The organism is Streptomyces sp. NPDC002669 (assembly GCF_042889165.1).
GTDB lineage: Bacteria > Actinomycetota > Actinomycetes > Streptomycetales > Streptomycetaceae > Streptomyces.
Genome location: NZ_JBIAQQ010000001.1, coordinates 300,944 through 323,980 on the forward strand (window position 1 = coordinate 300,944; position 23,037 = coordinate 323,980).

Below are 23,037 nucleotides of genomic sequence, written 5' to 3' on the forward strand. Positions count from 1 at the left end.
TTCACCTTTCGGAGCGTCCCGTTGTGGAACGTACTGATCAACCCGCTACGGAAGCGTGGGTTCCGCAGTACCACCCGAATGGGTTCGATCCGGCATGAGTTCGACCGCTCCGTTCACCCCTCGACGGCCTCGCCGGAGGTGCGGGCCGCCGGGATCCGGCTCTCCGCGCGGGGCCGGGCGGGTGCCGGGGGCGGCGTCCGTTCCGGGTCGCCGTGGGCGGCGCGCCACTCGGCGAGCAACCGGTCGTAGATGGGGGTGCCGCCCTGTCCGTGCCCCGGCCGACCGTGGGAGTTCTGACTGTCGTACTGGTCCATGAGGTGGGCTTACCCGATGCGGCGGACGGTGTCCGCCGCCACTACGGCAACCGGCCCAGCGCACCGCCCCTTCGAGGGGTCCCGCGCTCCGGACGCACGACGGGGCCGGCACATCCGGGCGGCCGACGAACGGCTGCCGCGTGGATGTGCCGGCCCCACGGGTACGTCATGTGCTGCGGGCAGGCGGGCCCGAAGCGGCCCGCGGTGTGCTCCCCCCGCGCGTACGAGAAGTCGGGAGGAGCGCCCGGGGCGGTACGGCCTTAGTTGTTGCCGGCGCCGTTGCCGGACAGGATCGGGATGTCGTCCAGGATGTGCGAGAGGGCCTCGTCACCCTTGGCCTGGGTGGAGTTCTCGGTGCACTGCTGGTTCTGCGGCGAGGACAGAACGTTGATGTCCTGGACCGCGATCGGGATGGCACCGAGCACCGAACCGACGTTGGCCTTGGCCGGCAGCGCGATGCAGGGCTTGTTGAGCGAGCCCTGGATGAGCGCGAACTGCGGGCTCCAGTCGCCGTGGGTGGCGGAGTTGCCGTACGACTGGACGGCACCGTTGCCGTTGACCGACGTCGTGCCACCGTCGTTGCCGATCGCCATGGCCGCCGGGGCGGCCGCGGCGGAGACGCCGACGATCGAAGCAGCGACAGCTGCCGAGGCCATAATCTTCTTGATCATGAAATAGCCCTTCTGGGGTTTCTCTGTTGCCCGCCTGTCCGGAGCGTTCTGATCAACTCGCGGCGACGGGGATGGTTGTGCCCGTTCACTCGAACGGCGCTCTCGCGTTCAGCTGTTCACCGGATGCGCGGCACCGGAGGAATGCGAAAGTCTTCGCCGGGCGGCAATCGCCTCGGGGCGACGGATCAACCGCCGACCGGCATACCGCCCAGGAGCGGGGCCGCACCCTTGGCCGCGCCGGTGGCCTTGCCCGCCAGGTCGCCGAGGGTGCCGTCCTTCACCGCGCCCGCGGCGTTGTCGACCGCGTCGACGACCGGGTCGACGGCCTGCGGGGCGCTCTCCACCACCTGGTTGACACCGCCGTTGAGGCTGAAGTTGGGGGCCGTGGTGGTGGTGACGGCGAAGGCGGGGGCAGCCGTTCCGAGCGCGGCCACGGAACCGGCGATGATTGCGGCGGTCTTCGCGTACTTCACTTTCGGGTTCCCTTCTGCAGCGGCAGCTTCATCGGTCGCGTGAACCGCGCCGCACGAGCCCTCTGTGGCCGTGCCCTCCTGCCGCTTTCGCAGTGGGTAACGAGGCGAAAGCGGCCCGGAAACTGGACTGGGACACTTTTTTCCCCGGGGCCACTCGTTCGATTTCGGGAACCGGAAAAGGGCAGGGAAAAGCCCCGGAACGCGGAAATGCGTTCCGGGGCCTTCCGGTCACGGGCTTTCGGCCCGGTCGACCGGAGGTCAGACGTTGGCGCAGGTGTTGCCGAAGGCCGGGTTGAGCACACCGATCACGTCGATCGTGTTACCACAGACGTTGACCGGAATGTGGATCGGAAGCTGGATGACGTTTCCGGACACCAGACCGGGCGAGTTCGCGGCGCCGCCCTCGGCACCGGAGTCGGCGAAGGCGGGGGCGGCGGCGCCCATCGCCATGAGGGTTCCTGCGGCGATGGCGGCAACCTTGGTGTACTTCACGTTTTTCCCTTTCTTTGACGGAGTCCGAAGCAGCCACGTCTTTCGTGCCACACGAGCGCGATCCCGATCGCTCGTAACTCCGCCGCTCTCATTCGTAACGATTCAGGGCCGCAGGCGAAACTCGGGGAGCTGAAAATCCTCAAGAATCGCCCGAAAGATGCAATACCGATCACTTGACGTCACGGATGGGCCCGTGCGGTCACGCGACGTGTCCCACACCCTCCCGAGCCCGTACGCGGGCCCGGGAGGGCAGCAACAGGCCCGGAACCGCCGGGGGAGGAAGGCCGGCGGCCCGGGCCTGTCATTACGGCTGGGTCAGGTGTCGATCAGCCAACGGTCAGCTGTTGCCGGCGCCGTTGCCGGACAGGATCGGAATGCCGGACAGGATGTGCGACAGCGGCTCGTCGCCCTTGGCCTGGGTGGAGTTCTCGGTGCACTGCTGGTTCTGCGGCGAGGACAGAACGTTGACGTCCTGAACGGCGATCGGGATCAGGCCGAGGACCGAACCGACATTGGCCTTGGCCGGCAGGCCGATGCACGGCTTGTTCAGGCTGCCCTGGACCAGGCCGAACTGCGGGCTGCCGTCACCACGGGTCTCGGCGTTGCCGAACGACTGCGAGGCCCCGTTGCCGTTGATCGAGGTCGTGCCGCCGTTGTCACCGATGGCCATGGCCTGCGTCGCGCCCAGACCCAGAATGGAGGCGGCGACGGCGCCCGTAGCCAGAACCTTCTTGATCACGCTTCAACCCTTCTCGTACCGGATGCCCCGTACCGGAGCCCCCTGCCCAACTCGCGACCGGGCTTTTGGTTCTCGTACTTCCCGCCTTTCACCCGAATGCCCGGAGCGCACGCACAACCGTGCGAAATCACGCCCGCGGGCCGGTCGGGAAAACGAGCGCCCGGTCGTCGCACCGTCATCCATACCGTATTCGCGCGCCGATACGGAGCATCCCGGCCGCCGCGGTCGGGGCCGATCATGAGCCGCTTGCGCTACTCCGTTCGCGTGGTTACGAAACTTCCACGGCCGCGTGAGTTTCCTGAACAAAATCTTCTCGTTATGAGTGTCACAAGCGTGCACGCTCGGGCGCTTGACCGGCAGAAGCAGTACTCAGCACATGAAGAACACGTCTTCGTGGTCTCCACGTTTCCACAACCGCCGCTTTCCGGTCTCACGCACGAAGGCCGTCGGGGTGGCGTCCCGACAGTGTCCGCATCGCCTGCTGTACGAACAAGCGAGCGTTCCGCTCGCACGGAATGTCCATAGGAAAGGGCACCAATGCGAAAAGCCTTGAGTAAGAGCGTGCTGGTGATGGCGGCGGCGTCAGGCATCCTGGCCGTGTCCGGGGGGTACGCGTTCGCGGACGCCTCCGCCGAGGGTGCGGCCGTCGGTTCGCCGGGCGTCGGCTCGGGCAACACCGTGCAGGTGCCGGTGCACGTACCGGTCAATGTGTGTGGCAACACCGTCAACGTGGTCGGCCTGCTGAACCCCGCGTTCGGGAACAAGTGCAAGAACGAGAGCGGCGGCAGCGGCAGCGGCAGTGGTACGGGCGCAAGCGCCGAGGGCGTCGCGGCCAACTCCCCCGGCGTGCTCTCCGGCAACGTCGTCCAGGCGCCCATCGACATCCCGGTCAACGTGTGCGGCAACACCGTCAACGTCATCGGCGCGCTGAACCCGGCGGCCGGGAACAACTGCGAGAACGGGTCGGGCGGCACCAGCACTCCGCCTCCCGTCCACCCGCCGCACAAGCCGCCGGTCCACCCCCCGCACCACCCGCCGGTCCACCCCCCGCACCACCCGCCGGTCCACCCGCCGCACCACCCGCCGGTCCACCCGCCGCACAAGCCGCCGGTGCACCCGCCGCACCACCCGCCGCACAAGCCCCCGCACCACCACACCCCGAACTGCCCTCCCACCACACCGCCCACCACTCCCCCCACCACTCCTCCGACCACGCCCCCCACCACACCGCCCACCACACCGCCCACCACTCCTCCGACCACCCCGCCCACCATGCCGCCGAACCACCCCGAGCCGGCACACCACAAGCCCCCGCACCACAAGCCGCCGCACCACAAGCCGCCGCAGCTGGCGCACACCGGCTCGGACGCGAAGCTCGGCCTGGCCGGCGGTGCCGCCGCGGCCATGGTGCTCGGCGGGACCCTGCTGGTCCGCCGTACCCGCGCCGCGCGGGACTGATCGGATCGGCCCCCGGGCAGCGGTGACGAGCAGTAGGTCACCAGGCAGCAGGTAGAGAAGGGCGGGGTCCGTCGTCGCAGCCCGAGCTGTGACGACGGACCCCGCCCCTTCGTCGTTCCCGGGCCCGCCGCGGGCCCGGGAGGGTCCCGGTCAGATCCGGGAGAGTCCCGCGCGGTCCAGGCAGGCCGCGACCTCGGCGGTCTCGGCCGCGTCCAGGCGGCGCATCGGCGGGCTCACCGCGTTGGTGGTGATGATCCCGCGCAGCATCAGGGCCGTCTTGAACGCGCCGAGGCCGGCGGCGGTGGCGGACGTCGTGCCGGGGCGTGCCGCGCGGACGATGTCGAAGAGCCGGACGAGCCGGTCCTGTTCGGCCCGGGCTGCGGCCCAGTCGCCGCGCACCGCGGCCTCGTGGAGGCGTACGTAGCCATGCGGGTCGACGTTGCCGAGCCCCGGGACCGAGCCGTCGGCCCCGCTCAGCATCATCGCGTCCACGACCAGTTCGTGCCCGGTGAGCACGGAGAACTCCGGCAGCTCGCGGGCTCCGATGACCAGGCGGCGGAACGATCCGTCGTCGCCGCTGGAGTCCTTCACACCGGCCAGTACACCGTCCGCGGCGAGCGGCAGCAGCAGTTCCGGGGTGAGCTTGCTGTGCACGCAGACCGGCACGTCGTACGCCAGGACCGGCCGGTCGAGGGCGGCGGCGACGTCACGGAAGTGCCGGTCGATCTCGGTGTCGTGGGTGCGGGTGTAGAACGGCGCGGTGACGACGACCGCGTCGGCGCCGAGCCCGACCGCGGCGCGGCCCCGTTCGATCGCGCGGTCGGTGGTGGTCTCGATGGCTCCGACGAGCACCGGTACCTGGCCCGCGGAGACGGCCGTGACGATCTCGATGACCTCGTCCTGCCGGGCGGGCGTCAGGTAGGCGGTCTCGCCGGAGCTGCCGAGGGCGAACAGGCCGCTGACGCCGCCGTCGAGCAGATGCCCCACGACCCGTTCCAGGGACGGCCGGTCGATCCCGCCGTCCTCGGTGAGCGGGGTGACGAGGGGCGGGATCACTCCGGAGTGACGCGGAGTTCGGGCGGTCATGCGGTGCTCCTTGCGGACGGTACGGGGGCCGGGTCCCCGGCGGGGGCCCCGGAGTGCTGGGGGTGGACGCAGTTCCAGCGGTGCCCGTCGGGGCCGGTGGCCGGGGCGGGGAAGACCGTGGCGCACGCGTCGTCCGCCTTCCAGCAGCGGGTGCGGAACGGGCAGCCGGTCGGCGGGTTGGTCGCCGAGGGGACCGGGCCGGTGAGCACGATCCGTTCGGTGGACTCCAGCAGGCTGGGGGTCGCCGAGAGCAGTGCCTCGGTGTACGGGTGCGCGGGGCTTTTGGTGACGTCCGCCGCGCGCCCCTCCTCGACGATCCGGCCGAGGTAGAGGACGGCGACGCGGTCGGCGAGGTAGCGCACGGTCTGGATGTCGTGCGAGATGAACACCATGCCGAGGCCGAGACGTTCGCGCAGGTCGACGAGGAGGTTGAGGACCTGGGCTCGGACGGAGACGTCGAGTGCGGAGGTCGGTTCGTCGGCGACGATCAGCTCCGGTTCGAGGGCCAGGGCGCGGGCGATGGCGACGCGCTGGCGCTGACCGCCGGAGAGCTGTCCGGGGAGGGCCGCGAGGGTGTGGCCGGGCAGGCCGACCAGGTCGAGGAGTTCCTCCACGCGGTTCTCGCGCTCCTCCCGGGTGCCCCGCCGGTGCACGTCGAGCGGATCGCGCAGGATCTGACGGACCGTGAGGCGGGGGTTGAGGGCGGTGGACGGGTCCTGGAAGACGACGCCGACGGCGGAGCCGAACTCGTCGCGGCGCCGGGCGCCGGGCATGCCCCACAGGTCCTGGTCGTGGAAGAGGACCCGGCCCTCGGTGGGCTTCTGGAGCCCGGTCAGGACGCGGGCGAGGGTGGACTTGCCACAGCCGGACTCGCCGACCAGGCCGACGATCTCGCCCCGGCCGACCTCCAGGGTGGCGTCGGTGAGGGCGTGCACCGCGTCCCGGCGGAACACTCCGCCGCTGCGGGCCTTGTGGCGCACGTGGACGCCTTCGAGCCTGATCACGGGGTGCTCCCTTCCAGCTGTACGGCCTTCGCCGGGTGGTGGCAGGCGAAGGCGTGGTCGTCGGCGCCCTCGCCCGGGGTGAGCGCGGGCGGGGTCGTGCGGCACAGGTCGGTGGCGGCGGCGCAGCGCGAGGCGAACCGGCAGCCGGTGCCGAAGCCCTGGGGTGCGGGGACGATGCCGCGGATCTGGTGCAGCCGTTCGGCGCCCGCCTCCAGGGAGACGACGGAGCCGAGGAGGCCGCGGCTGTAGTGGTGGGTGGGGCCGGTGAGCACGGAGCGGGTGGTGCCGATCTCGGCGAGGCGGCCCGCGTACATGACGGCGACGCGGTGCGAGAGGTCGCCGACGAGGGCCAGGTCGTGCGAGACGAGGACCATCGCGAAGCCGAGTTCGTCGCGCAGCCGGACGAGGAGTTCGACGACCTGGGCCTGGACGGTGACGTCGAGGGCGGTGGTCGGCTCGTCGGCGATGAGCAGCCGGGGGTCGCGGGAGAGCGCCATGGCGATCAGGACGCGCTGGCGCTGGCCGCCGGAGAGCTCGTGCGGGTAGCTGCGCAGGGTGCGTTCGGGCGAGAGGCCGACGAGTTCGAGGAGTTCGGCGGGGGTCCGGGTGCCACCGCGCGAGGTGAGCTGTTTGAGCTGGGTGCCGACGAGGACGGACGGGTTGAGGGAGGAGAGCGCGTCCTGGTAGACCATCGCGATCTCGGGGCCCATCAGGGCGCGGCGTTCCTTCGGCGACAGCTCCAGCAGGTTCCGCCCGCGGTAGCGGATCTCGCCGCTGACCTCGGCGTTGCGGGCGAGCAGGCCCATGACGGCGAGGCTGGTGACGGACTTGCCGCAGCCGGACTCGCCGACCAGACCGAGGGTCTCGCCCTCGTGGACGGTGAAGTTCAGCGCGTCGACGACGGGGATGTCGCCGTAGCGGTCGGGGAAGCGGATGGCGAGGTCGCGGACGGCGAGGAGTTCGTCGGCGTCCTCGCGGACCGGGGTGATGGTGGGTTCGGTGGCCCGGATCCGGTCGGCGAGCCGGGCGAGCGCGGCGTCGGTGCCGGCGGTGGGGGCGGCCTCGACCGGGTCCGGGCCGGTGGCCGCGGTGGGATCGGCGGCGGGGCGGGCGCTCCTGGGCGCCGCGGAGGCGTCGGTGAGCCCCTCGGAGAGGATGTTCAGGGCGAGGACGGTGATCAGCAGGGCGAGGCCGGGGAAGAAGGTGGCCCACCAGCCGCCGGCCAGGAGGATCTGTCGGCCGTAGGCGAGGACGCTGCCCCAACTGGGGTCGGGGTCCTGCACACCTGCGCCGATGAAGGAGAGGCCGGCCTCGAAGATGATCGCCTCGGCGACCATGACGGTGGCGAACACCAGGACCGGGGCCATGCAGTTGACGGCAACGTGCCGCAGGACGATGTGACCGCGGCGGGCCCCGATGACCTTCTCGGCCGCCACGTAGTCCTCGCCGTACTGGGACAGCACGTTGGCGCGGACGACGCGGGCCAGGGAGGGGGTGTAGACGAACGCGATGGTGAAGATGATCACCGGAACGCTGGTACCGAAGACGGCGACGAGCACGGCGGCGAGCGCGATCGGCGGGAAGGACATGACGACGTCGAGGGTTCGCATCACGGATTCGTCGCCGAGCCTGCGGGAGGTGGCCGCCAGCGATCCGAGCAGTGCCCCGGCCGCCAGGGCCAGGGCGGTCGCGCCGAGGCCGATGACCAACGAGTAGCGCGAGCCGTGCACGACCCGGGCGAAGACGTCGCGGCCTGCCCGGTCGGTGCCGAACCAGTGCTCCGCGCCGGGGGCCTGCACCGGGGTGCCGGTGGTCAGCGGGTCCTGGGTGAACAGCGGGGCGGACACGGCGCCGAGCACGACGACGATCAGCACGCCGAGGGCGATGCGGGAGGTGACCGGGAGGGAGCGGAACGCGATGCCCGGTCGGGACAGTTTGGTGGCCGGAGAGCCGGTGGCGAACATGTCACACCGTCCTGATGCGCGGGTTGACCAGCAGGTGGAGCAGGTCGACGATGACGTTGACCACCAGGAACACGATGGCGATGGTCAGTACGGTGCCCTGGACCAGGGCGACGTCGCCGCCGGTGACACCTTCGAGGATGAGCTTGCCCATGCCGGGCAGGTCGAAGATCGCTTCGATGACGACGGCTCCGCTGAGCATGTAGCCGACCTTGATGCCGAGCACGGTCAGCGGGGTGACGAGCGCGTTGCGCAGGACCGAGCGGATCACCAGGAGCGGCGGGAGTCCGTTGCCGCGGGCGGTGCGGACGTAGTCGCGGTCGAGTTCGGCGACCATCGCGGTCCGCACCAGGCGGGCGAGCGAGGCGGAGACGGGGAGGGCGAGGGAGATCGCGGGCAGCGTCATGGTGGTGAGCCAGCCGCCGAAGGAGTCGGCGGGGTTGGTGTAGCCGCCGGTCGGGAAGATGCGGGTGTTCAGGGCGAACTGCTGGATGAGCAGGACGCCGAGCCAGAACGACGGGATGGCGACCCCGGCCATGGAGACGACCCGGAACAGCTGGTCGGGCCAGCGGTCCCGGTACATCGCGCCGATCACGCCGGACACGACGGCCAGTACGACCGCGAGGACCAGGCCGAGGACGGTCAGCTGGAGGGTGAGCGGGAAGGCGGCCGTGATCCGGTCGATGACGGGCCGGCTGGGCGGGACGGTCGAGCCCAGGTCGAAGTGGAGCAGCTGTCCCAGGAAGTGGACGTACCGGACCGGGAGGGGGTCGTCGAGGCCGTTGGCCTCGGCGAAGGCCGCACGGGCCTCGGGGGTGGCGCTCTCCCCGAGCGCGTTGAAGGCCGGGTCGACCGGCGAGAACTGCAGCACCACGAAGACGAGCAGCGCGATGCCGAGGACCATCACCGGCATCATCGCGACGCGGCGCAGCGCGAGCCGGAGAAAAGCAACCATCGTCGGGTTCCTTGCGGTTGGGCGGGCCGGGGTCTTCCGTCCGGGTCGGGGCGGTCCGGGCGGAAGGTCCCGGTGGTCCGGGACACCTGGGTCGGGGCGTCCCGGACCGGGCGGGTCGGGCGGTCGGTCCGGGCCCGGCCGGTCAGGCGCGGCCGACGTCCAGGAAGGACAGGCCGGTGGTGGGCAGGGGCTTGAAGCCGGGCAGCGCCTTCTCGTTCCAGGCGGTGGGCAGCTTGCGGTGGAGGATCGGGTAGAGCGCGGCCTCGTCGGCGATCAGGTCGGTGACCTGGCCCCACAGTTCCTTGCGCCGTGCGTCGTCGGCGGCGCCGGCGGCCTTGTCGAGCAGCCGCCCGACCTGCTTGTAGGCGGCCGAGCCGCCCCAGCCGTACCGCTTCTCGGGCCAGAAGCCGTAGTAGAACCAGCGCAGCAGGAGGTCGGCGTCGTTGCCGAAGACGGAGGGGTCGCCCGGGGCGACCAGCACCTCGAAGTCGCCCTTGTCGATCTTGGCGTACTGGGCCGGGGACTGTGCGATGTCGAGGGTGACCTCGACGCCCGCCGCCTTCCAGCTCTCCTTGAGCAGGGGGGCGATGTCCTTGACCCAGCCGGTGTCGGTGGTGAGGACGGTGAAGGAGAGGTTCTTGACGCCCGCTTCGGCGAGCAGTCGCCTCGCCTTCGCCACGTCGTGGGTGTAGACCGTGGCGGCCTCGTGGTAGTCGGGGTGGGTGGCGGGGACGTAACCGGTGGCGGGTGCGGCGTTGCCGACCATCGCGGTGGAGATGATCTTCTCGGTGTCCAGGGCGTAGTGCAGTGCCTGGCGCACCCGCTTGTCGGCGAACCGCTCGTCGGCGGTGTTGAACATCAGGAAGAGCAGGCCGAAGGACTGCACGGACTCGGTCTTCACCGAGCCCGAGAGCCGCTTCACGTCGATGTAGGGAACGTCCTCGATGGCCTGGACGCGGCCCGACTCCATGGCGCTGACGCGGGCCGACTGGTCGGACATCAGGCGCCAGATCATCTTCTTGGCCTTGGCGGGTCGGGCGCCGTTGTACTTGTCGTACGCCTCGAAGACGATCTTGTCCTCGCGGGTGGCCTCGACGAACCGGTAGGGCCCGGAGCCGACCGGTTCGGCGTCGAACGCCTTCGGGTCCGGCTCGACGATCTTCTTCGGGACGATCCGGACCACGGCCATCCGGGACGGGAAGAGCGTGAAGGGGTGCTTGAGCTTGAACTCGACCGTGCTCGCGTCGACCGCCTTCACCGTGTCGATGAAGGGCACGAACTGGGCCATCAGCGAGGCGTTCTTCGGGTCCAGGACGCGGGCGAAGCTGAACACCACGTCGTCGGCGGTGACCGGCGAGCCGTCGTGGAAGGTGGCGCCCTTGCGGAGCGTGGCCCGGTAGGTGGTGGCGTTGATCTTCTCCGGCATCCCGGTGGCGAGCGCGGGGCGGGCCACGAGCGTCACCGGGTCGAGGTCCACGAGGCCCTCGAAGATGTGCATGTTGGCGGCGTAGGGGGTGGCGCCGGAGGTGATCATGGGGTCGAAGCCGGTCGACAGGGGGTATGAGAGGCCGGCTTCGATGACGCCGTCCCCCTCGCCCCCGCCCGCCGCGCCGTCGGCGGTCGAGGACGGTCCGCCGCAGGCGGAAAGGCTCGCCGTGATGACGGCTGCCGCACCGGCGGCACTGGCGTAACGCAGGAAGGTGCGGCGCTCGACACCGGCGGGTCTCAGCTCGGGCACGGGTCCTCCAGGGACATCGAAGGTGGGACGTGACTGCGTCGAATGGATCAAGGGCGCGTCGGGAACACGGGGTCGCGAAGGGCGTCAATCCACCGGCAGGGCATAAGACGTCAGATGTCTGATGCCTTGATAGCGTGGGAACGTAGCTTGACAATCGAGAGGGGTCAAGAGGTGGGGAGTTCACGCATGTCCGGTACGAAGCCCGGCCGACAGTTGCTCCGGCAGGAAGTCGTCGAGGGCATCAAGCGCTACATCCTGGAGGAAAGGCTCCGCCCCGGGGACCCGCTGCCCACCGAGCCGGCCCTGTGCGAGGCGCTCGGCGCCAGCCGTTCCAGCGTGCGCGAGGCGGTCAAGATCCTCGATGCGCTGGACATCGTCGAGGTGCGCCACGGGCACGGCACCTACGTGGGGCGGCTGAGCCTGTCCGCCCTGGTGGAGAGCCTGACCTTCCGCGGACTGCTCTCCCCCGACGACGACTTCCAGGTGATGGCCGACCTGGTCGACGTGCGCGAGCTGTTCGAGCGCGGAATGGCCGACCGGATCGTCTCGCTGCTCGACGAGGAGCAGCTCGACAAGCTGGACACGCTGGTCACCACCATGCGCGAGACCGGCGCCCGGGACGGCCACGGCTTCGTGGAGGCCGACCGGGCGTTCCACGAACTGCTGGTGGCCCCGCTCGGCAACGAACTGATCGGCCAGCTCTCGATGGCCTTCTGGGACGTGTACACGATCGTCGCGCCACACCTCGACGGGTTCACGCAGGCCGACGAGATGGAGACGATCGCGGCGCACCAGAACATCGTGGACGCCGCGCGGGCCGACGACATCGCCGGCTTCATGAAGGCGCTGGGCGAGCACTACGCCCCGGTCAGGCGCCGGATCTCCGAGGCGCGGGCCCGCGACGCGGCCCGGGGCTGACCCCGCGCGTCCCGGCCGCCCCGCCTCCGGGCCCTCCCGAAGAAGCCGGACCGCGGCCCCCCGCCGGGAGCGGGCCGGGCCCGCCCCGGGCGGAAGGCTCCAGGCCCCCTCGGCGCCGAGCCCGGTCCGACGGGGGCCTTGACGCTCACCGCGAGCGCTGCCTAGGGTCCGTGTGCCGCCAGGACATCTGACGTCTTCTGTCCTGCTGGTCGGCGTTCAGCTCCCGGTCGCACCCAGAAGGGCACCCCCATGCCGTTGACGGATCTCCCGCTCGCGGAATGCCGCGTCTACCGGCCCGAACTGCCGGTTCCGGACGACTTCGACGCCTTCTGGTCGCGCACGCCCGGCCCGGCACCGCGGGAGGAGCCGGTGTACACGCCCGTCGACGCCGGGCTCCCCCGCATCCGTACGTACGACGTGTCGCTGCCGGGCTTCGCCGGGCGGCCGGTCCGCGGCTGGCTGCGGCTGCCGGCCGGGGCCACCGAACCGCTCGGCTGCGTCGTGGAGTTCCTGGGGTACGGGCGCGGGCGCGGCCTCCCCCACGAGAACCTGCTCTGGGCGTCCGCCGGACACGCGCACCTGATCATGGACACCCGCGGCCAGGGCTGGTCGGCGGCGCCGGGCACCACCGCCGACACGGACGCCGGGGCGGCCGGCGCCGTCCCCGGCTTCCTCACCCGCGGCATCGAGAGCCCCGAGACGTACTACTACCGGCGGGTGTTCGCCGACGCGGTGCGCTGCGTGGAGGCGATGCGTGCCCACCCCGGGATCGATCCGGACCGGATCGTCGTCACCGGGGTCAGCCAGGGCGGCGGCATCGCGCTGGCGGTGGCCGGGCTGGTGCCGGGGCTGGCCGGGGTGATGCCGGACGTGCCGTTCCTCTGCAACTTCCGGCGGGCCGCCGAGATCTCGGGCCGGCCGCCGTACACCGAGATCGCCGAGTACCTGAGGCTCCACCGCGACCGCGTCGGGACGGCGTTCACCACGCTGTCGTACTTCGACGCCGCCCTGCTCGCCACCCGCGCCACCGCTCCCGCGCTGTTCTCCATCGCGATGATGGACGACATCTGCCCGCCCTCCACCTGCTTCACCGCCTACAACCACTACGCGGGCCCCAAGGACGTCCGGGTCTACGAGTTCAACGGGCACGAGGGCGGCACGGCCCATCATCAGCGGGAGCAACTGGCCTGGGTGCGTTCCCTGTTCGCGGGCCCGCCGTCGGGGCGGCCCGAACACTCCTGACCGGAGGCTCTTCCGTGCGCAGACGCTCCGTGATCCGCGACAGCAGCACGCCCGCCACCCGGGTGCTCACCGGTGAGGGCATCACCCACGGCTCCCTGCACACCGGCGGATGGCGCAGCTGCCCGGAGCACCGGACGGAGCGGGTCCGCCGGGAGTCGGGCAAGCCGAAGAACCGCGACTTCGTGATCGGCACCGGCATGAGCGGGGCCACCGGCGCCGGCCCCGTCGCCGGCTCCGCGGACCGGGTCGCCGCCTTCTCGCCGGAGGTCGTCTCGATCATGATCGGTACGAACGGCATCGCGGCCCCGGGCTCGGCCCGGAGACCTACCGGGCCAACCTCGTCCCGCTCGTGCGGCCGGTGCGCGCCCTGCCCGGTTCGCCGGTCCCGGTGCTCCAGTCGCCCCATCCGGTCGATTCCGCCAAGTGGCCCGGCCGGGTGGGACTTCCGCGGTACGCGCAGGTCTCCGCTCCCTGCGCATCCCGTAGAGCACGTCCAAAACACGCGCCGAGCACGCCCGAGGCGCGTCCGGAGCGCGTCCGGAGCGCGTGCCGGGCGCGTCCGGAACACGTCCGCCGGAGGCCGTCGGCCCCGCCGGGCACTCCCCCGGTCCTCCGCCCTTCCCAGAAGCACCACCCCTTCCGAGAAGAGAGATCACCCATGCAGCGAAAAGCCCCCCTCGCCCTGCTCGCCGCCGCCCTGCTGGTCGCCACCGCGGCCGGCACCGCCCACGGCGCCACCGCCCCCGCCCCGGGCCAACTGACCTTCCAGAACCTGACCGTCGACGGGGTGGGCTCGCCCCACTACCGCATCCCGGCGCTCACCACCTCCGTCAGGGGCACGGTCCTCGCGGCCTACGACGCCCGGCCCACCCTGGGCGACCTGCCGGGCAACATCTCCGTCGTACTGCGCCGCAGCACCGACGGGGGCGTCACCTGGCAGCCGCAGCAGGTGGTCCGCAAGGACGCCGCGCCCAAGGGATACGGCGACCCCAGCCTCCTCGTCGACCGGGACACCGGCCGGATCTTCCTCTTCTACGCGGCCTCGGTGAACCAGGGCTTCTTCGGCTCGGGCACCGGCAACGACGAGAACGACCCGAACGTCCTCCAGACCGACTACAGCTACTCCGACGACGACGGGCTGACCTGGACCCACCGCCGCATCACCGAGCAGATCAAGAACCCTGCCTGGGCGGGGATGTTCGCCGCCTCCGGGGAGGGCATCCAGTTGCGGCACGGCGCGTACGAGGGGCGGCTGATCCAGCAGTACGCCGTCCGCGTCGACGGTGCCAACCACGCGGTCAGCGCCTACAGCGACGACCACGGCGAGACCTGGAAAACGGGCAACCCGGTCGGGCCCGGCGGCGACGAGAACAAGACCGTGGAGCTCTCGGACGGCAGGGTGATGCTCAACAACCGTTCGAAGCCGTACCGGACGATCGCGTACTCCACCGACGGCGGCGTCAACTACACCCCGTTCGTCCAGGACACCCGGCTCACCGACCCGGCGAACAACGCCTCGGTGATGCGTTACGCCCCCGACGCCCCGCCGTCGGACCCGCAGTCGTCGTGGCTGCTGTTCAGCAACACCGAGGACGCGTCGGCGCGGCGGAACCTGACGGTGAAGATGTCCTGCGACAACGGGAGGTCCTGGCCGATCAGAAAGGTCGTCGACCCGGGCTCCGCCGCCTACTCGACGCTGACCCGGCTGCCCGGCGGCCGCCTCGGGCTGCTCTACGAGCGGGCCGACTACCAGCACATCACGTACGCGTCCTTCGACCTGAAGTGGCTGGGCGGCACCTGCGCCGACATCACCATCACCCCGCCGGCCGCCCTGAGGGCGGGGACGGCCGCGGAGGTGACGGTCCGCGTCGTCAACCGGATGGACGTACGGCGCGCGGCGGGCACGGTCGACCTGACCGTACCGGCGGGCTGGACGGCGCGGCAGCGGAGCATTCCCGCGCTGGACCCGGGCCAGGGCGCCGACATCGAGGTCCCGGTCACCGTGGCGGCGGGGGCCTCGGGGAACGCCGCCCTCACCGCGACGTACCGCACGATGGGCCTCCAGGCGTCCGGCGGCGGGACGGTGACGGTCACTCCGTGACCGGACGGCGCCCCGGTCCGTGCGATCGGGGCGCGCACCGCCTCCCGGAGGTCGCGTGCGCCCCGGGCAACGCCGTACGCCCCGGGGTGCACGACGTGTGTCCCCCGTCCCGTCCCCGGGCGGGTGCGACGATGAGGACGGTCAGCACCTCGCGTGCGTCGGGACGGGCGGTGGATCGGTGACGGTGACGGGTTTACGCATCGGGGTGGTCGGCGGCAGCATCGCCGGCTGCGCCATGGCGATCGCGGCGGGGCGGGCCGGGGCGGAGGTCACCGTCCACGAGCGCAGCGACGGCGCGTTGCAGGAGCGGGGCTTCGGGATCGTCATGCCGCCCCCGCTCCACCGGGAGCTGGTGACCGGCGGTTATCTGGGCGCGGACATGCCGACGGTTCCGGTCGCCGACCGCGTCTGGCTCACCCGGGCCCCGGGCGGGCGGTCCTCGCGCGAGCTGGCCCGCCAGCGGTCCCCGGTGGCCGCGTGCAACTGGGGGCTGTTGTGGCGGGCGTTGCGCGGGCGGATCGGGAAGGGCGTGTACCGCGGCGGGCTGCCCGTCGAATCCGTCGGCCGGGCCTCCTCGGGCCGCGCCCTGATCCGTACCGGGGACGGGGAGCTGGAGTACGACATCGTGGTGGGGGCGGACGGGCACCGGTCCGTCACCCGCGCCCTGGTGGCCCCGGACGTCCGGCCGGTGCCCGCCGGGTACCTGGCGTGGCGGGGCACGATCCCGCTGGAGGTGCTCCGCGACCACCCGGGGCCGCTGGAACTGCTGCGGACCGCCTGGGTCACCCTGGGGTTCTCCGGCGGGCACGCCGTCTTCTATCTGATTCCGGGCCCGGTGCCCGGCTCGCGGCTGCTGGCCCATGTCGTCTACGGGTCCGCCCCGGGGCCGGCCGGGGCGCGGGAGCCGGTGCCCGCCGAGTACCTGCGCGACCTGGCCGAGGAGCACTTCCCGGCGGAGTGGGCCGACATCGTCGCCCGCGGTGAGCACGGGATGCGGGCCCTCCACCCGGTCGCCGACTTCATGACGCCGCGCGTCGCCGAGCCGCCGTTCCTGCTGGCGGGCGACGCGGCGAGCGTCACCAGGCCGCACACGGCCAGCGGCGCGGTCAAGGCGCTGCAGGACGCGTTGTGTCTGGAACGGGCCCTGCGCGCCGGGGTCCCGGTGGCCGAGGCGCTGCGCCGGTACGCCGACGAGCGCACCGCCGAGGGGACCCGGCTGGTGGAGCTGGGCCGTCGGCTGGGGCGCGACCTGGTGGAGCGCACGCCCGACTGGGCGGCGATGGGGCCCGCCGAGGTGGAGGCGTGGAGCCGGGCCTCGTTGGACGGCGACCGGAGTTATCTCTACGGCAGCGTGCACCGGCCCTGAGGGCTGTCCGGCCTCCGGGAGCGGTTTCCGGCGGCCGGTGTCCGTGCCCGATGCTCCCGGCCACGACCCGCGGGAACCGCGGCCGGGAGGCGGTGTCTCAGCGGCCGGGGCGCGCGACCCCGGCTGCCGCGGCGGTCAGTTCGGCCATGTCCACGATCCGGTCGGCGGCCTCCGCCACGGCCGGGTCGTGGGTGGCCACGACCGTGACGCAGTCGTCCTGGCGGGTGCGTTCGGCGAGGAGCGCGGCCAGTTCGCCGGCCTGCGACCGGTCGACGGCCGCGGTCGGTTCGTCGACCAGCAGGAGCTTCGGGGAACGGAAGAGCGCGCGGGCCAGGGCGACGCGCTGGCGCTCGCCGCCGGAGAGCTGGTCGGGCCGGTGGCGCAGCCGGTGGCCGAGACCGACCCGGGTCAGCGCCTCCTCGGCGCGGGTCCGGTGGGCGCGGGGCCGTTCGCCGCCGATGTACGCGGCGGCCAGCAGCTGCTCGACGGCGGGCAGCCCGGAGAGCAGGTTGCCGCTCTGGAACATGTAACCGATGCGGTCCCTGCGCACCTTGGCGCGGCCCCGGTCGGAGAGCACGGCGAGGTCGTCGCCGTCCAGCAGGACCTGCCCGGAGTCGGGCCGCAGCAGCGCCCCGGCGACGGCCAGCAGGGTGGACTTGCCGGAGCCCGAGGGGCCGACGAGCGCGGTGGTGCGGCCGGGCTCGAAGGTGACGTCGAGGCCGTCGAGGACGGTGGTACGGGCGTCGGCGCGGCCGAACCCGACGGTGACGGAGATCAGTTCGAGGCTCATCGGTTGGCTCCCAGCATGGTCAGGGGGTCGGCGCGGGTGACCCGGCGCAGGGTCAGCGCGGTGCCCGCGAGGCCGACGGCCGCGACGGTGCACATGGTGGTGGCGAGGGTGGCGGCGGGCAGGCTGAACGGCACCTTCTCGCCGACCAGGAGCCCGACCGCGGCGGCGAGCGCGGCGCCCGCCGCGGTGCCGAGGACGACGACCAGGCCCGCCTGGAGCACGGTGTGGGCGAGCAGCTTCCGCCGGGAGGCGCCGAGCGCGCGCAGCAGGGCGAGTTCGGGCTGGCTCTGCACGGTCCACACGGCGAAGAAGGCGCCGACCACCAGGGGGGCGATCAGGTAGAGGAAGACCTGGATCGAGGTCATGGTGACGCGTTCGCCGGTGTAGCCGGGGGCCGCCTCGTACGTCTTCTCCTTGGTGAGGGTGGTGGTGGAGTGGCGTTCGTCGAGGGTGGTGGCCGGGGTGCCCGGCGCGGTGCTCAGGGCGAGCGCGCTGAACTGGCCGGGGATCGCCGCGGTGGCGGAGGCGGGGGCACCGGGGGTGCTGAACCGGATGCGCTGCCAGGTCTTCAGCGGGACGTAGGCGGCGGGCACGTGCCCGTAGCTGAGGCGTTCGGTCAGGCCGACGACGCGCAGTTCGATGCCGAGCCGGTCGATGACGAGGGTGTCGCCGACGCGCACTCCCTCGTCGGCGAGTTTCGCGGAGATCACGATGCTGTCCGCCCCGGCGCCCGCGAGGCCCTCGCCCCGGGTGACGGACGGGGCGAGGAAGGAGCCGGGCTCGATGCCGAAGGCGGCGAGGTCGACCTCGGCGCCCCGGTCCGTCGTGCCGCGGGTGATGGAGACGCCCAGCGGTGCGGTGCCGGTGCCCGCGTCCTTCCGCCAGGCGTCGGCGGTGCTCTCGTCGAGGAGGCTGCGGGCGAACTGGTCGGACCGGGCGTCGGAGGAGAAGACGAACTGCGCGGCCGGGAGGCGGCGCAGCGCGGAGATGGTGTCGTCGCCGAGGCCGGTGGTGAAGCCGGAGACGATGCCGACGAGTGCGGCGACGAGCACCACGACGGACCCCATGAGCAGGAAGCGCCCTCGGGCGGCGCGCAGCTCCAGCAGTGCGAGGAACACGGCGGTTCCCTTCGGTGGATCGATGTTAGGGACGGTGTGTCGCCAACATAGATGATGGCGACGCACCGTCCCTAACTGGGGGTCGGTCGACGGGTACGGCCTCCTACACTTGGGCGCGTGCCCCGGATCAGCGCCGCCACGGTCGCCGAACACCACGCCCAGCAGCGACTGGCCCTGGTGCGGGCGGCGCGCGCACTGCTGGAGGAGGGCGACGCCGAGGCCGTGACCTTCGCGGCGGTCGCCAGGGCCACCGGCCTGGCCCGCAACAGCGTGTACAAGTACTTCCCGGGCCGCCCCGAACTGCTCGCCGCGGTCGTCGAGGACGCGATGCCGCGCTGGACGGACGCCATCCGGGCGGGCATGTCGGCGGCGGGCACGCCGGAGGAGAAGATCGCGGCGTACGTGTCGTCCCAGCTGGATCTGGTGCGCAGCGGGGAGCACCGGCTCGCCCAGGCCCTCGCCGGGGTCCGGGACGCGGCGGTGGTGCGGGAGAGCGCGGCACGGGTCCACCGGGAGCTGCTCACCCCGTTGATCGGCGCGCTCACCGAGCTGGGCGAGGAGGACCCCCGGCGCACGGCACTGCTGTTGCAGGGCATCGTCAACGCCGCCACGACGGCGATCGAGTCGGGCGACGACCACGCGGCGGTGGCGGACCGGGCGGTACGGATGGCGGTCGCGGCGGTACTCGGAACGGACCGGCCGACGGACTGACGGCCGCCGGACCGGCCGGGTGACGGATCGTCGGATCGGCCCGGTGACGGATCGACCGAGCGGCGGGCCGGCGGCTCGATCGGGTCGCGGGCCGACGGGCCGGTGACCCGCGATCGGCCCGGTGCGGCGGCCGGTGCGGCGGTCGGCGCTACGGGCGGTGCGGTTCCAGGCGGGCTCGGATGCCGTCGAAGTGGGTGCGCATGGCGCGTACCGCGCGCTCGCCGTCGGCCGCCGCCACCGCCTCGACGATCTCGTGGTGCTGGGCGCAGGTGACCACCGGGTCCTGATGGCCGTCGTCGAGATCCTCGCGCACCCGGTCCATGGCCGCCCAGAAGGCGTCGAGCACCTCGCTGAGCAGGTGGTTGTCGAGCGAGGCGTAGAGCGCGAGGTGGAAGGCCCGGTCGGTGCCGCGCGCCACCCGCCCGCCGGTGCGGGCCTCGGCCCCCATCTCCGCCGCGAGGCCGCGCAGCACGTCGAGGTCCCCGTCCGGGATGCCGGCCGCGACGGCGCCGATCAGCCCCGTCTCCAACGCCTCGCGCACCTTCATCAGTTCGAGCAGCCCCGGCTCGCCCCGCCGGTGCCGCACGGCCGCCCGGAAGGCGAGCCCCTCGGCGAAGGGCGAGAGCGACAGCGAGCCGACGAAGGTTCCGGAGCCCCGGCGGATCTCCACGACGTTCATGGCCTGGAGACCCTTCAGCGCCTCCCGGACCGACACCCGGCCGACGCCGAAGAGCTCCATCAGTTCCGCCTCGGTCGGCAGCGCGTCACCGGGGGCGAGCCTGCGTTCCAGGATCAGTTCCTTGAGCCGGCGCTCCAGGTCCTGGGCCACGGTGGGGCGCGTCACAACGTCCTCCTGTGCTTCGACTGCCCCTTGACCGGTCGCAGGAGCATCTGTTTAAGGTGAGCCAGACATAGGACATCTTACGTCTCATGTCGCGTTCCGCGGAATCCTCGGTGCCGCGGCACGGCGCCCCGACCGAGCTGGAGAGCCCTCACCATGTCCCTGACCACACCGTTGCGCGGCGTCGTCCCGCCGGTCTGCACCCCGCTCGACTCCCGGGGGGAGGTCGACACCGCTTCCCTCGCCCGGCTCGTCGAGCACCTCGTGGACGGCGGGGTGCACGGGCTGTTCGCGCTCGGCTCCACCAGCGAGGTCGCGTACCTCACCGACGAGCAGCGCGCCACGGCGCTGCGGACGGTGGTCGAGGCGGCCGCCGGCCGGGTTCCGGTACTGGCCGGAGTCATCGACACCACCACCGCGCGCGTGATCCACCACGCCGAGGCCGCCGCCGGACTCGGTGCGGACGCCCTGGTCGCCACCGCGCCGTTCTACACCCGGACCCACCCCGAGGAGATCGCCGGACACTTCCGGAAGCTGCGCGCGACGGTGGACCTGCCGCTGTTCGCGTACGACATCCCGGTCGCGGTGCACAGCAAGCTGTCCGCCGCGCTGGTGCGCGAACTCGCCGAGGACGGCACCCTGGCCGGCCTCAAGGACAGCAGCGGGGACGAGGGCGGGCTGCGCAGGCTGCTCGTCGAACTGGGCGGCCGGGGTGGCCGCGGGGTGGGCCCGGCGCCGGGGTTCAGTGTGCTCACCGGCTCCGAACTCACGGTGGACGCCGCCCTGTTGGCCGGGGCCGACGGTGTCGTGCCGGGCATCGGCAACGTGGACCCGGCCGGGTACGTCCGGCTGTACGAGGCCGCCCTGGCCGGGGACTGGACGCTCGCCGCGCAGGAGCAGGAGCGGCTCGTGGAGCTGTTCGGCATGGTGGACGTCGGGCCGGAGGCGGACATGGGCCGCAGTTCCTCGGCGCTCGGCTCGTTCAAGGCGGCGCTCCAGCTGCTCGGCGTCATCGAGTGCGGGGCCACGGCCTTCCCGCAGATCCCGCTGAGCGCCGGGGCGGTCGCCGAGGTCGGCCGGCACCTGCGCGCCGCCGGCCTGTCCCCGGTCCGATGAGCGCCTCCTCCCGCCCGGCGCCCGAAGTCCCGGCACCGGGCGCCGGAACGGGGGCGGCGGTGATCGGGCTCGATCTCGGCGGTACGAAGATCGCCGCCGCGCTCTTCGCCGCCGACGGAACGGTCCTGGCCCGGCACACCCGGCCGACACCGGCCGGGGACGGCGCGTCGGCGGTGCTGGACGCGCTCGCCGGTGCCGCTGCCGCCGTCGACCCCGGTCGGCTGGCCACGGCGCTCGGCATCGCGGCGGCCGGGGTCGTCGATCCCCGCAGCGGCCTGGTCACCAGCGCCACCGACACCATCCGCGGCTGGGCCGGCACCGCGCTGGGCAGCGGCCTCGCGGACCGCACCGGCTACCCGGTGGCCTGCGACAACGACGTACGCGCCACCGCAGGGCCGGAGCTGGCGGCACCGACCGGCCCGGGAACGGACCACGCGCCCTCCGAGCCGGCACCCTCGCGCGAAACGGCACCGGCCGGGCACGGGCTGCCCGGACACGAGTCGTCCGGGGCGCGCCGGACGGCGCCGGGGTCACGACGCACGGGCGACGGGTCGTTGTTGTTCGTGGCCGTCGGCACGGGCGTGGGCGGCGCGATCGCCGTCGACGGGCGGATGCTGCACGGCGCGGCCGGCATCGCCGGGCACCTGGGGCATCTGCCGAGCCCCGCGGCGGCCGGACTGCCCTGCACCTGCGGCGCCACCGGGCACCTGGAGGTCATCGCCTCCGGCCCCGGCATCGCCGCCCACTACGAGCGGCTGACCGGCGCCCCCGTCGACCGGCTCGAAACCGTCGCGGTCCGCGCCGCGCGGGGTGACGACCACGCCGTCCGCGCCATCACCGTCGGCGCGGCAGCCACCGGGCGCGCGCTCGGCGGGCTCGCCAACGCCCTGGGACCCGACCGGGTCGTCGTCGGCGGCGGGGTGCCCCGCATCGGCCCGCTGTACTGGGACGCGCTGACCGCCGCCTTCGTCCCGGAACTGATGCCACCGCTGCGCGGGCTCCGGCCCGAGCCGCCGCGGTTCGGCACCGACGCGGCCGTGCGCGGCGCGGCCGCCCTCACCACCACCCTTCCCCTCCACCGACCGGGAGCCGGCCGATGACCGCACAGGACCCGACCGCCGCACAGGACCCGCCCGCCGCGCACGAAACGACGGACGTACCGGAGACGACGTGCACCCCGCAGCCGTCCCCCGCCCCGGGGCCGGCATCCGCGCGGGAGCTGGCCGACTCGCTCCGGGGCAGGCTGATCGTGTCCTGCCAGGCGCCCCCCGGCGACCCGATGCGGGAGACCGGCACCCTCGTCCGGCTCGCCCGGTCGGCCGTCGCCGGGGGCGGCGCGGCGATCCGCGCCAACGAACCGGAGGTCGTCGCCGCGATCGTGGCGGCCGTGGACCTCCCGGTCATCGGCCTGTGGAAGGACGGCGACGAGGGCGTCTACATCACCCCGACCGTGCGGCACGCCCTGGCGGTCGCCGGGGCCGGAGCCGCCGTCGTCGCCGCGGACGCCACCGACCGGCCCCGCCCCGACGGCTCCTCCTTCGCCGAACTGGTCACCGCGGTCCACGGGGCCGGAGCCCTGGTCATGGCCGACGTCGCCACGCTCGCCGAGGGCGTCGCCGCCGCCGCGCAGGGCGCGGACTTCGTGTCCACCACCCTCTCCGGCTACGTCCCCGGCTCCCCGGAGCAGACCGGCCCGGATCTCGGCCTGGTCGCCGCGCTCGCCGCCGCGATCGACGTGCCGGTGGTGGCCGAGGGCCGCGTCAACACCCCGGAGGAGGCCGCCGAGGCCCTGGCCCGCGGCGCGCACAGCGTCGTCGTGGGCACCGCCATCACCGCGCCCACCGCCCTGACCGCCCGTTTCGTCGCGGGCCTCACCCGGCCCTGACCCGTAACCGTCCCGCGGGCCGGCGCTCAAGGGCGAGTGCCGTCCCGCACCCTGGAGT

The 23,037-nt window shown here is 72.8% G+C and carries 22 protein-coding genes; 9 read left to right on the plus strand and 13 right to left on the minus strand.

Translation table 11 applies throughout. The features are described from left to right. Window positions 1-113: 113 nt before the first annotated feature. The 5 genes from ACFYW1_RS01350 to ACFYW1_RS01370 form a co-directional block, all read right to left on the minus strand. The gene (locus ACFYW1_RS01350; RefSeq protein ID WP_388985463.1) at window positions 114-314 is read right to left on the minus strand and encodes a hypothetical protein; all 201 of its coding nucleotides are present in this window, start codon (window positions 312-314) and stop codon (window positions 114-116) included. Between the two features lie 260 nt (window positions 315-574). Beyond that, complete coding sequence (locus tag ACFYW1_RS01355) at window positions 575-985, minus strand: rodlin (RefSeq protein ID WP_388985465.1); 411 nt, start codon at window positions 983-985, stop codon at window positions 575-577. A gap of 185 nt (window positions 986-1,170) precedes the next feature. Next, complete coding sequence (locus tag ACFYW1_RS01360) at window positions 1,171-1,458, minus strand: hypothetical protein (RefSeq protein ID WP_388985467.1); 288 nt, start codon at window positions 1,456-1,458, stop codon at window positions 1,171-1,173. Window positions 1,459-1,716: 258 nt separating this feature from the next. After that, window positions 1,717-1,950 carry a chaplin gene (locus ACFYW1_RS01365; protein ID WP_388985469.1) on the minus strand — a complete coding sequence of 78 codons (234 nt, stop codon included), beginning with the start codon at window positions 1,948-1,950 and terminating at the stop codon, window positions 1,717-1,719. 337 nt (window positions 1,951-2,287) lie between these two features. Then, a complete protein-coding gene (locus tag ACFYW1_RS01370; RefSeq protein WP_388985471.1) occupies window positions 2,288-2,689 on the minus strand; it encodes a rodlin in 402 nt (133 codons plus the stop codon). A 561-nt stretch (window positions 2,690-3,250) separates the two neighbouring features. Here ACFYW1_RS01370 and ACFYW1_RS01375 point away from each other — a divergent pair. Then, a complete protein-coding gene (locus tag ACFYW1_RS01375) occupies window positions 3,251-4,147 on the plus strand; it encodes a chaplin (protein ID WP_388985909.1) in 897 nt (298 codons plus the stop codon). Between the two features lie 150 nt (window positions 4,148-4,297). Here ACFYW1_RS01375 and ACFYW1_RS01380 read toward each other — a convergent pair whose 3' ends face one another. The 5 genes from ACFYW1_RS01380 to ACFYW1_RS01400 form a co-directional block, all read right to left on the minus strand. Beyond that, window positions 4,298-5,233 carry a dihydrodipicolinate synthase family protein gene (locus tag ACFYW1_RS01380; protein ID WP_388985473.1) on the minus strand — a complete coding sequence of 312 codons (936 nt, stop codon included), beginning with the start codon at window positions 5,231-5,233 and terminating at the stop codon, window positions 4,298-4,300. Then, window positions 5,230-6,237 carry an oligopeptide/dipeptide ABC transporter ATP-binding protein gene (locus tag ACFYW1_RS01385; RefSeq protein ID WP_388985475.1) on the minus strand — a complete coding sequence of 336 codons (1,008 nt, stop codon included), beginning with the start codon at window positions 6,235-6,237 and terminating at the stop codon, window positions 5,230-5,232. The genes ACFYW1_RS01380 and ACFYW1_RS01385 overlap by 4 nt, the downstream gene beginning before the upstream one ends. Continuing rightward, window positions 6,234-8,201, minus strand: a complete 1,968-nt coding sequence (locus ACFYW1_RS01390) for a dipeptide/oligopeptide/nickel ABC transporter permease/ATP-binding protein (RefSeq protein WP_388985477.1) — start codon at window positions 8,199-8,201, stop codon at window positions 6,234-6,236. Before ACFYW1_RS01390 ends, ACFYW1_RS01385 begins: the two co-directional genes overlap by 4 nt. 1 nt (window position 8,202) lies before the next feature. Continuing rightward, on the minus strand, window positions 8,203-9,153 hold the full coding sequence (locus tag ACFYW1_RS01395) for an ABC transporter permease (protein ID WP_388985479.1): 951 nt from the start codon (window positions 9,151-9,153) through the stop codon (window positions 8,203-8,205). Between the two features lie 142 nt (window positions 9,154-9,295). Beyond that, window positions 9,296-10,891: an ABC transporter substrate-binding protein gene (locus ACFYW1_RS01400; protein WP_388985481.1), complete on the minus strand. Its 1,596-nt coding sequence runs from the start codon at window positions 10,889-10,891 to the stop codon at window positions 9,296-9,298. A gap of 186 nt (window positions 10,892-11,077) precedes the next feature. Between ACFYW1_RS01400 and ACFYW1_RS01405 the strand changes: the two genes are divergently transcribed. The 4 genes from ACFYW1_RS01405 (at window position 11,078) to ACFYW1_RS01420 (ending at window position 16,518) form a co-directional block, all read left to right on the plus strand. After that, a complete protein-coding gene (locus ACFYW1_RS01405) occupies window positions 11,078-11,809 on the plus strand; it encodes a FadR/GntR family transcriptional regulator (RefSeq protein WP_388985483.1) in 732 nt (243 codons plus the stop codon). Between the two features lie 249 nt (window positions 11,810-12,058). Next, entirely contained in the window at window positions 12,059-13,051 is a 993-nt protein-coding gene (locus ACFYW1_RS01410) for an acetylxylan esterase (protein WP_388985485.1), read from the plus strand. Window positions 13,052-13,709: 658 nt separating this feature from the next. Then, window positions 13,710-15,152, plus strand: a complete 1,443-nt coding sequence (locus tag ACFYW1_RS01415) for an exo-alpha-sialidase (protein WP_388985486.1) — start codon at window positions 13,710-13,712, stop codon at window positions 15,150-15,152. Between the two features lie 184 nt (window positions 15,153-15,336). Further along, window positions 15,337-16,518 carry an FAD-dependent monooxygenase gene (locus ACFYW1_RS01420; RefSeq protein WP_388985488.1) on the plus strand — a complete coding sequence of 394 codons (1,182 nt, stop codon included), beginning with the start codon at window positions 15,337-15,339 and terminating at the stop codon, window positions 16,516-16,518. 97 nt (window positions 16,519-16,615) lie between these two features. Here ACFYW1_RS01420 and ACFYW1_RS01425 read toward each other — a convergent pair whose 3' ends face one another. After that, a complete protein-coding gene (locus ACFYW1_RS01425; protein WP_388985490.1) occupies window positions 16,616-17,308 on the minus strand; it encodes an ABC transporter ATP-binding protein in 693 nt (230 codons plus the stop codon). Then, a complete protein-coding gene (locus tag ACFYW1_RS01430; protein WP_388985492.1) occupies window positions 17,305-18,426 on the minus strand; it encodes an ABC transporter permease in 1,122 nt (373 codons plus the stop codon). The genes ACFYW1_RS01425 and ACFYW1_RS01430 overlap by 4 nt, the downstream gene beginning before the upstream one ends. Window positions 18,427-18,543: 117 nt before the next feature. Between ACFYW1_RS01430 and ACFYW1_RS01435 the strand changes: the two genes are divergently transcribed. Continuing rightward, window positions 18,544-19,137 (plus strand): TetR/AcrR family transcriptional regulator, encoded by a 594-nt coding sequence (locus ACFYW1_RS01435; protein WP_388985494.1) that lies wholly within the window; start codon window positions 18,544-18,546, stop codon window positions 19,135-19,137. A 148-nt stretch (window positions 19,138-19,285) separates the two neighbouring features. Here the strand turns inward: ACFYW1_RS01435 and ACFYW1_RS01440 are convergent, their stop codons facing one another. Further along, a complete protein-coding gene (locus ACFYW1_RS01440) occupies window positions 19,286-19,981 on the minus strand; it encodes a FadR/GntR family transcriptional regulator (protein WP_388985496.1) in 696 nt (231 codons plus the stop codon). Window positions 19,982-20,134: 153 nt separating this feature from the next. Here ACFYW1_RS01440 and ACFYW1_RS01445 point away from each other — a divergent pair, with 153 nt between their 5' ends. The 3 genes from ACFYW1_RS01445 to ACFYW1_RS01455 are packed head-to-tail and all read left to right on the plus strand — an operon-like array spanning window position 20,135 to window position 22,979. Beyond that, window positions 20,135-21,094 carry a dihydrodipicolinate synthase family protein gene (locus ACFYW1_RS01445; protein ID WP_388985498.1) on the plus strand — a complete coding sequence of 320 codons (960 nt, stop codon included), beginning with the start codon at window positions 20,135-20,137 and terminating at the stop codon, window positions 21,092-21,094. After that, the gene (locus tag ACFYW1_RS01450) at window positions 21,091-22,194 is read left to right on the plus strand and encodes an ROK family protein (protein WP_388985500.1); all 1,104 of its coding nucleotides are present in this window, start codon (window positions 21,091-21,093) and stop codon (window positions 22,192-22,194) included. The genes ACFYW1_RS01445 and ACFYW1_RS01450 overlap by 4 nt, the downstream gene beginning before the upstream one ends. Continuing rightward, window positions 22,191-22,979, plus strand: coding sequence for an N-acetylmannosamine-6-phosphate 2-epimerase (locus ACFYW1_RS01455; protein WP_388985502.1), 789 nt, complete (start codon window positions 22,191-22,193; stop codon window positions 22,977-22,979). The genes ACFYW1_RS01450 and ACFYW1_RS01455 overlap by 4 nt, the downstream gene beginning before the upstream one ends. The last annotated feature ends 58 nt before the right edge of the window (window positions 22,980-23,037 follow it).

Coding starts and splice junctions, on each gene's coding strand:
- ACFYW1_RS01350 (WP_388985463.1), bottom strand. CDS start 314: ATGGACCAGTACGACAGTCAGAACTCCCACGGTCGGCCGGGGCACGGA.
- ACFYW1_RS01355 (WP_388985465.1), bottom strand. CDS start 985: ATGATCAAGAAGATTATGGCCTCGGCAGCTGTCGCTGCTTCGATCGTC.
- ACFYW1_RS01380 (WP_388985473.1), bottom strand. CDS start 5,233: ATGACCGCCCGAACTCCGCGTCACTCCGGAGTGATCCCGCCCCTCGTC.
- ACFYW1_RS01390 (WP_388985477.1), bottom strand. CDS start 8,201: ATGTTCGCCACCGGCTCTCCGGCCACCAAACTGTCCCGACCGGGCATC.
- ACFYW1_RS01395 (WP_388985479.1), bottom strand. CDS start 9,153: ATGGTTGCTTTTCTCCGGCTCGCGCTGCGCCGCGTCGCGATGATGCCG.
- ACFYW1_RS01405 (WP_388985483.1), top strand. CDS start 11,078: ATGTCCGGTACGAAGCCCGGCCGACAGTTGCTCCGGCAGGAAGTCGTC.
- ACFYW1_RS01410 (WP_388985485.1), top strand. CDS start 12,059: ATGCCGTTGACGGATCTCCCGCTCGCGGAATGCCGCGTCTACCGGCCC.
- ACFYW1_RS01415 (WP_388985486.1), top strand. CDS start 13,710: ATGCAGCGAAAAGCCCCCCTCGCCCTGCTCGCCGCCGCCCTGCTGGTC.
- ACFYW1_RS01425 (WP_388985490.1), bottom strand. CDS start 17,308: ATGAGCCTCGAACTGATCTCCGTCACCGTCGGGTTCGGCCGCGCCGAC.
- ACFYW1_RS01445 (WP_388985498.1), top strand. CDS start 20,135: ATGTCCCTGACCACACCGTTGCGCGGCGTCGTCCCGCCGGTCTGCACC.
- ACFYW1_RS01450 (WP_388985500.1), top strand. CDS start 21,091: ATGAGCGCCTCCTCCCGCCCGGCGCCCGAAGTCCCGGCACCGGGCGCC.
- ACFYW1_RS01455 (WP_388985502.1), top strand. CDS start 22,191: ATGACCGCACAGGACCCGACCGCCGCACAGGACCCGCCCGCCGCGCAC.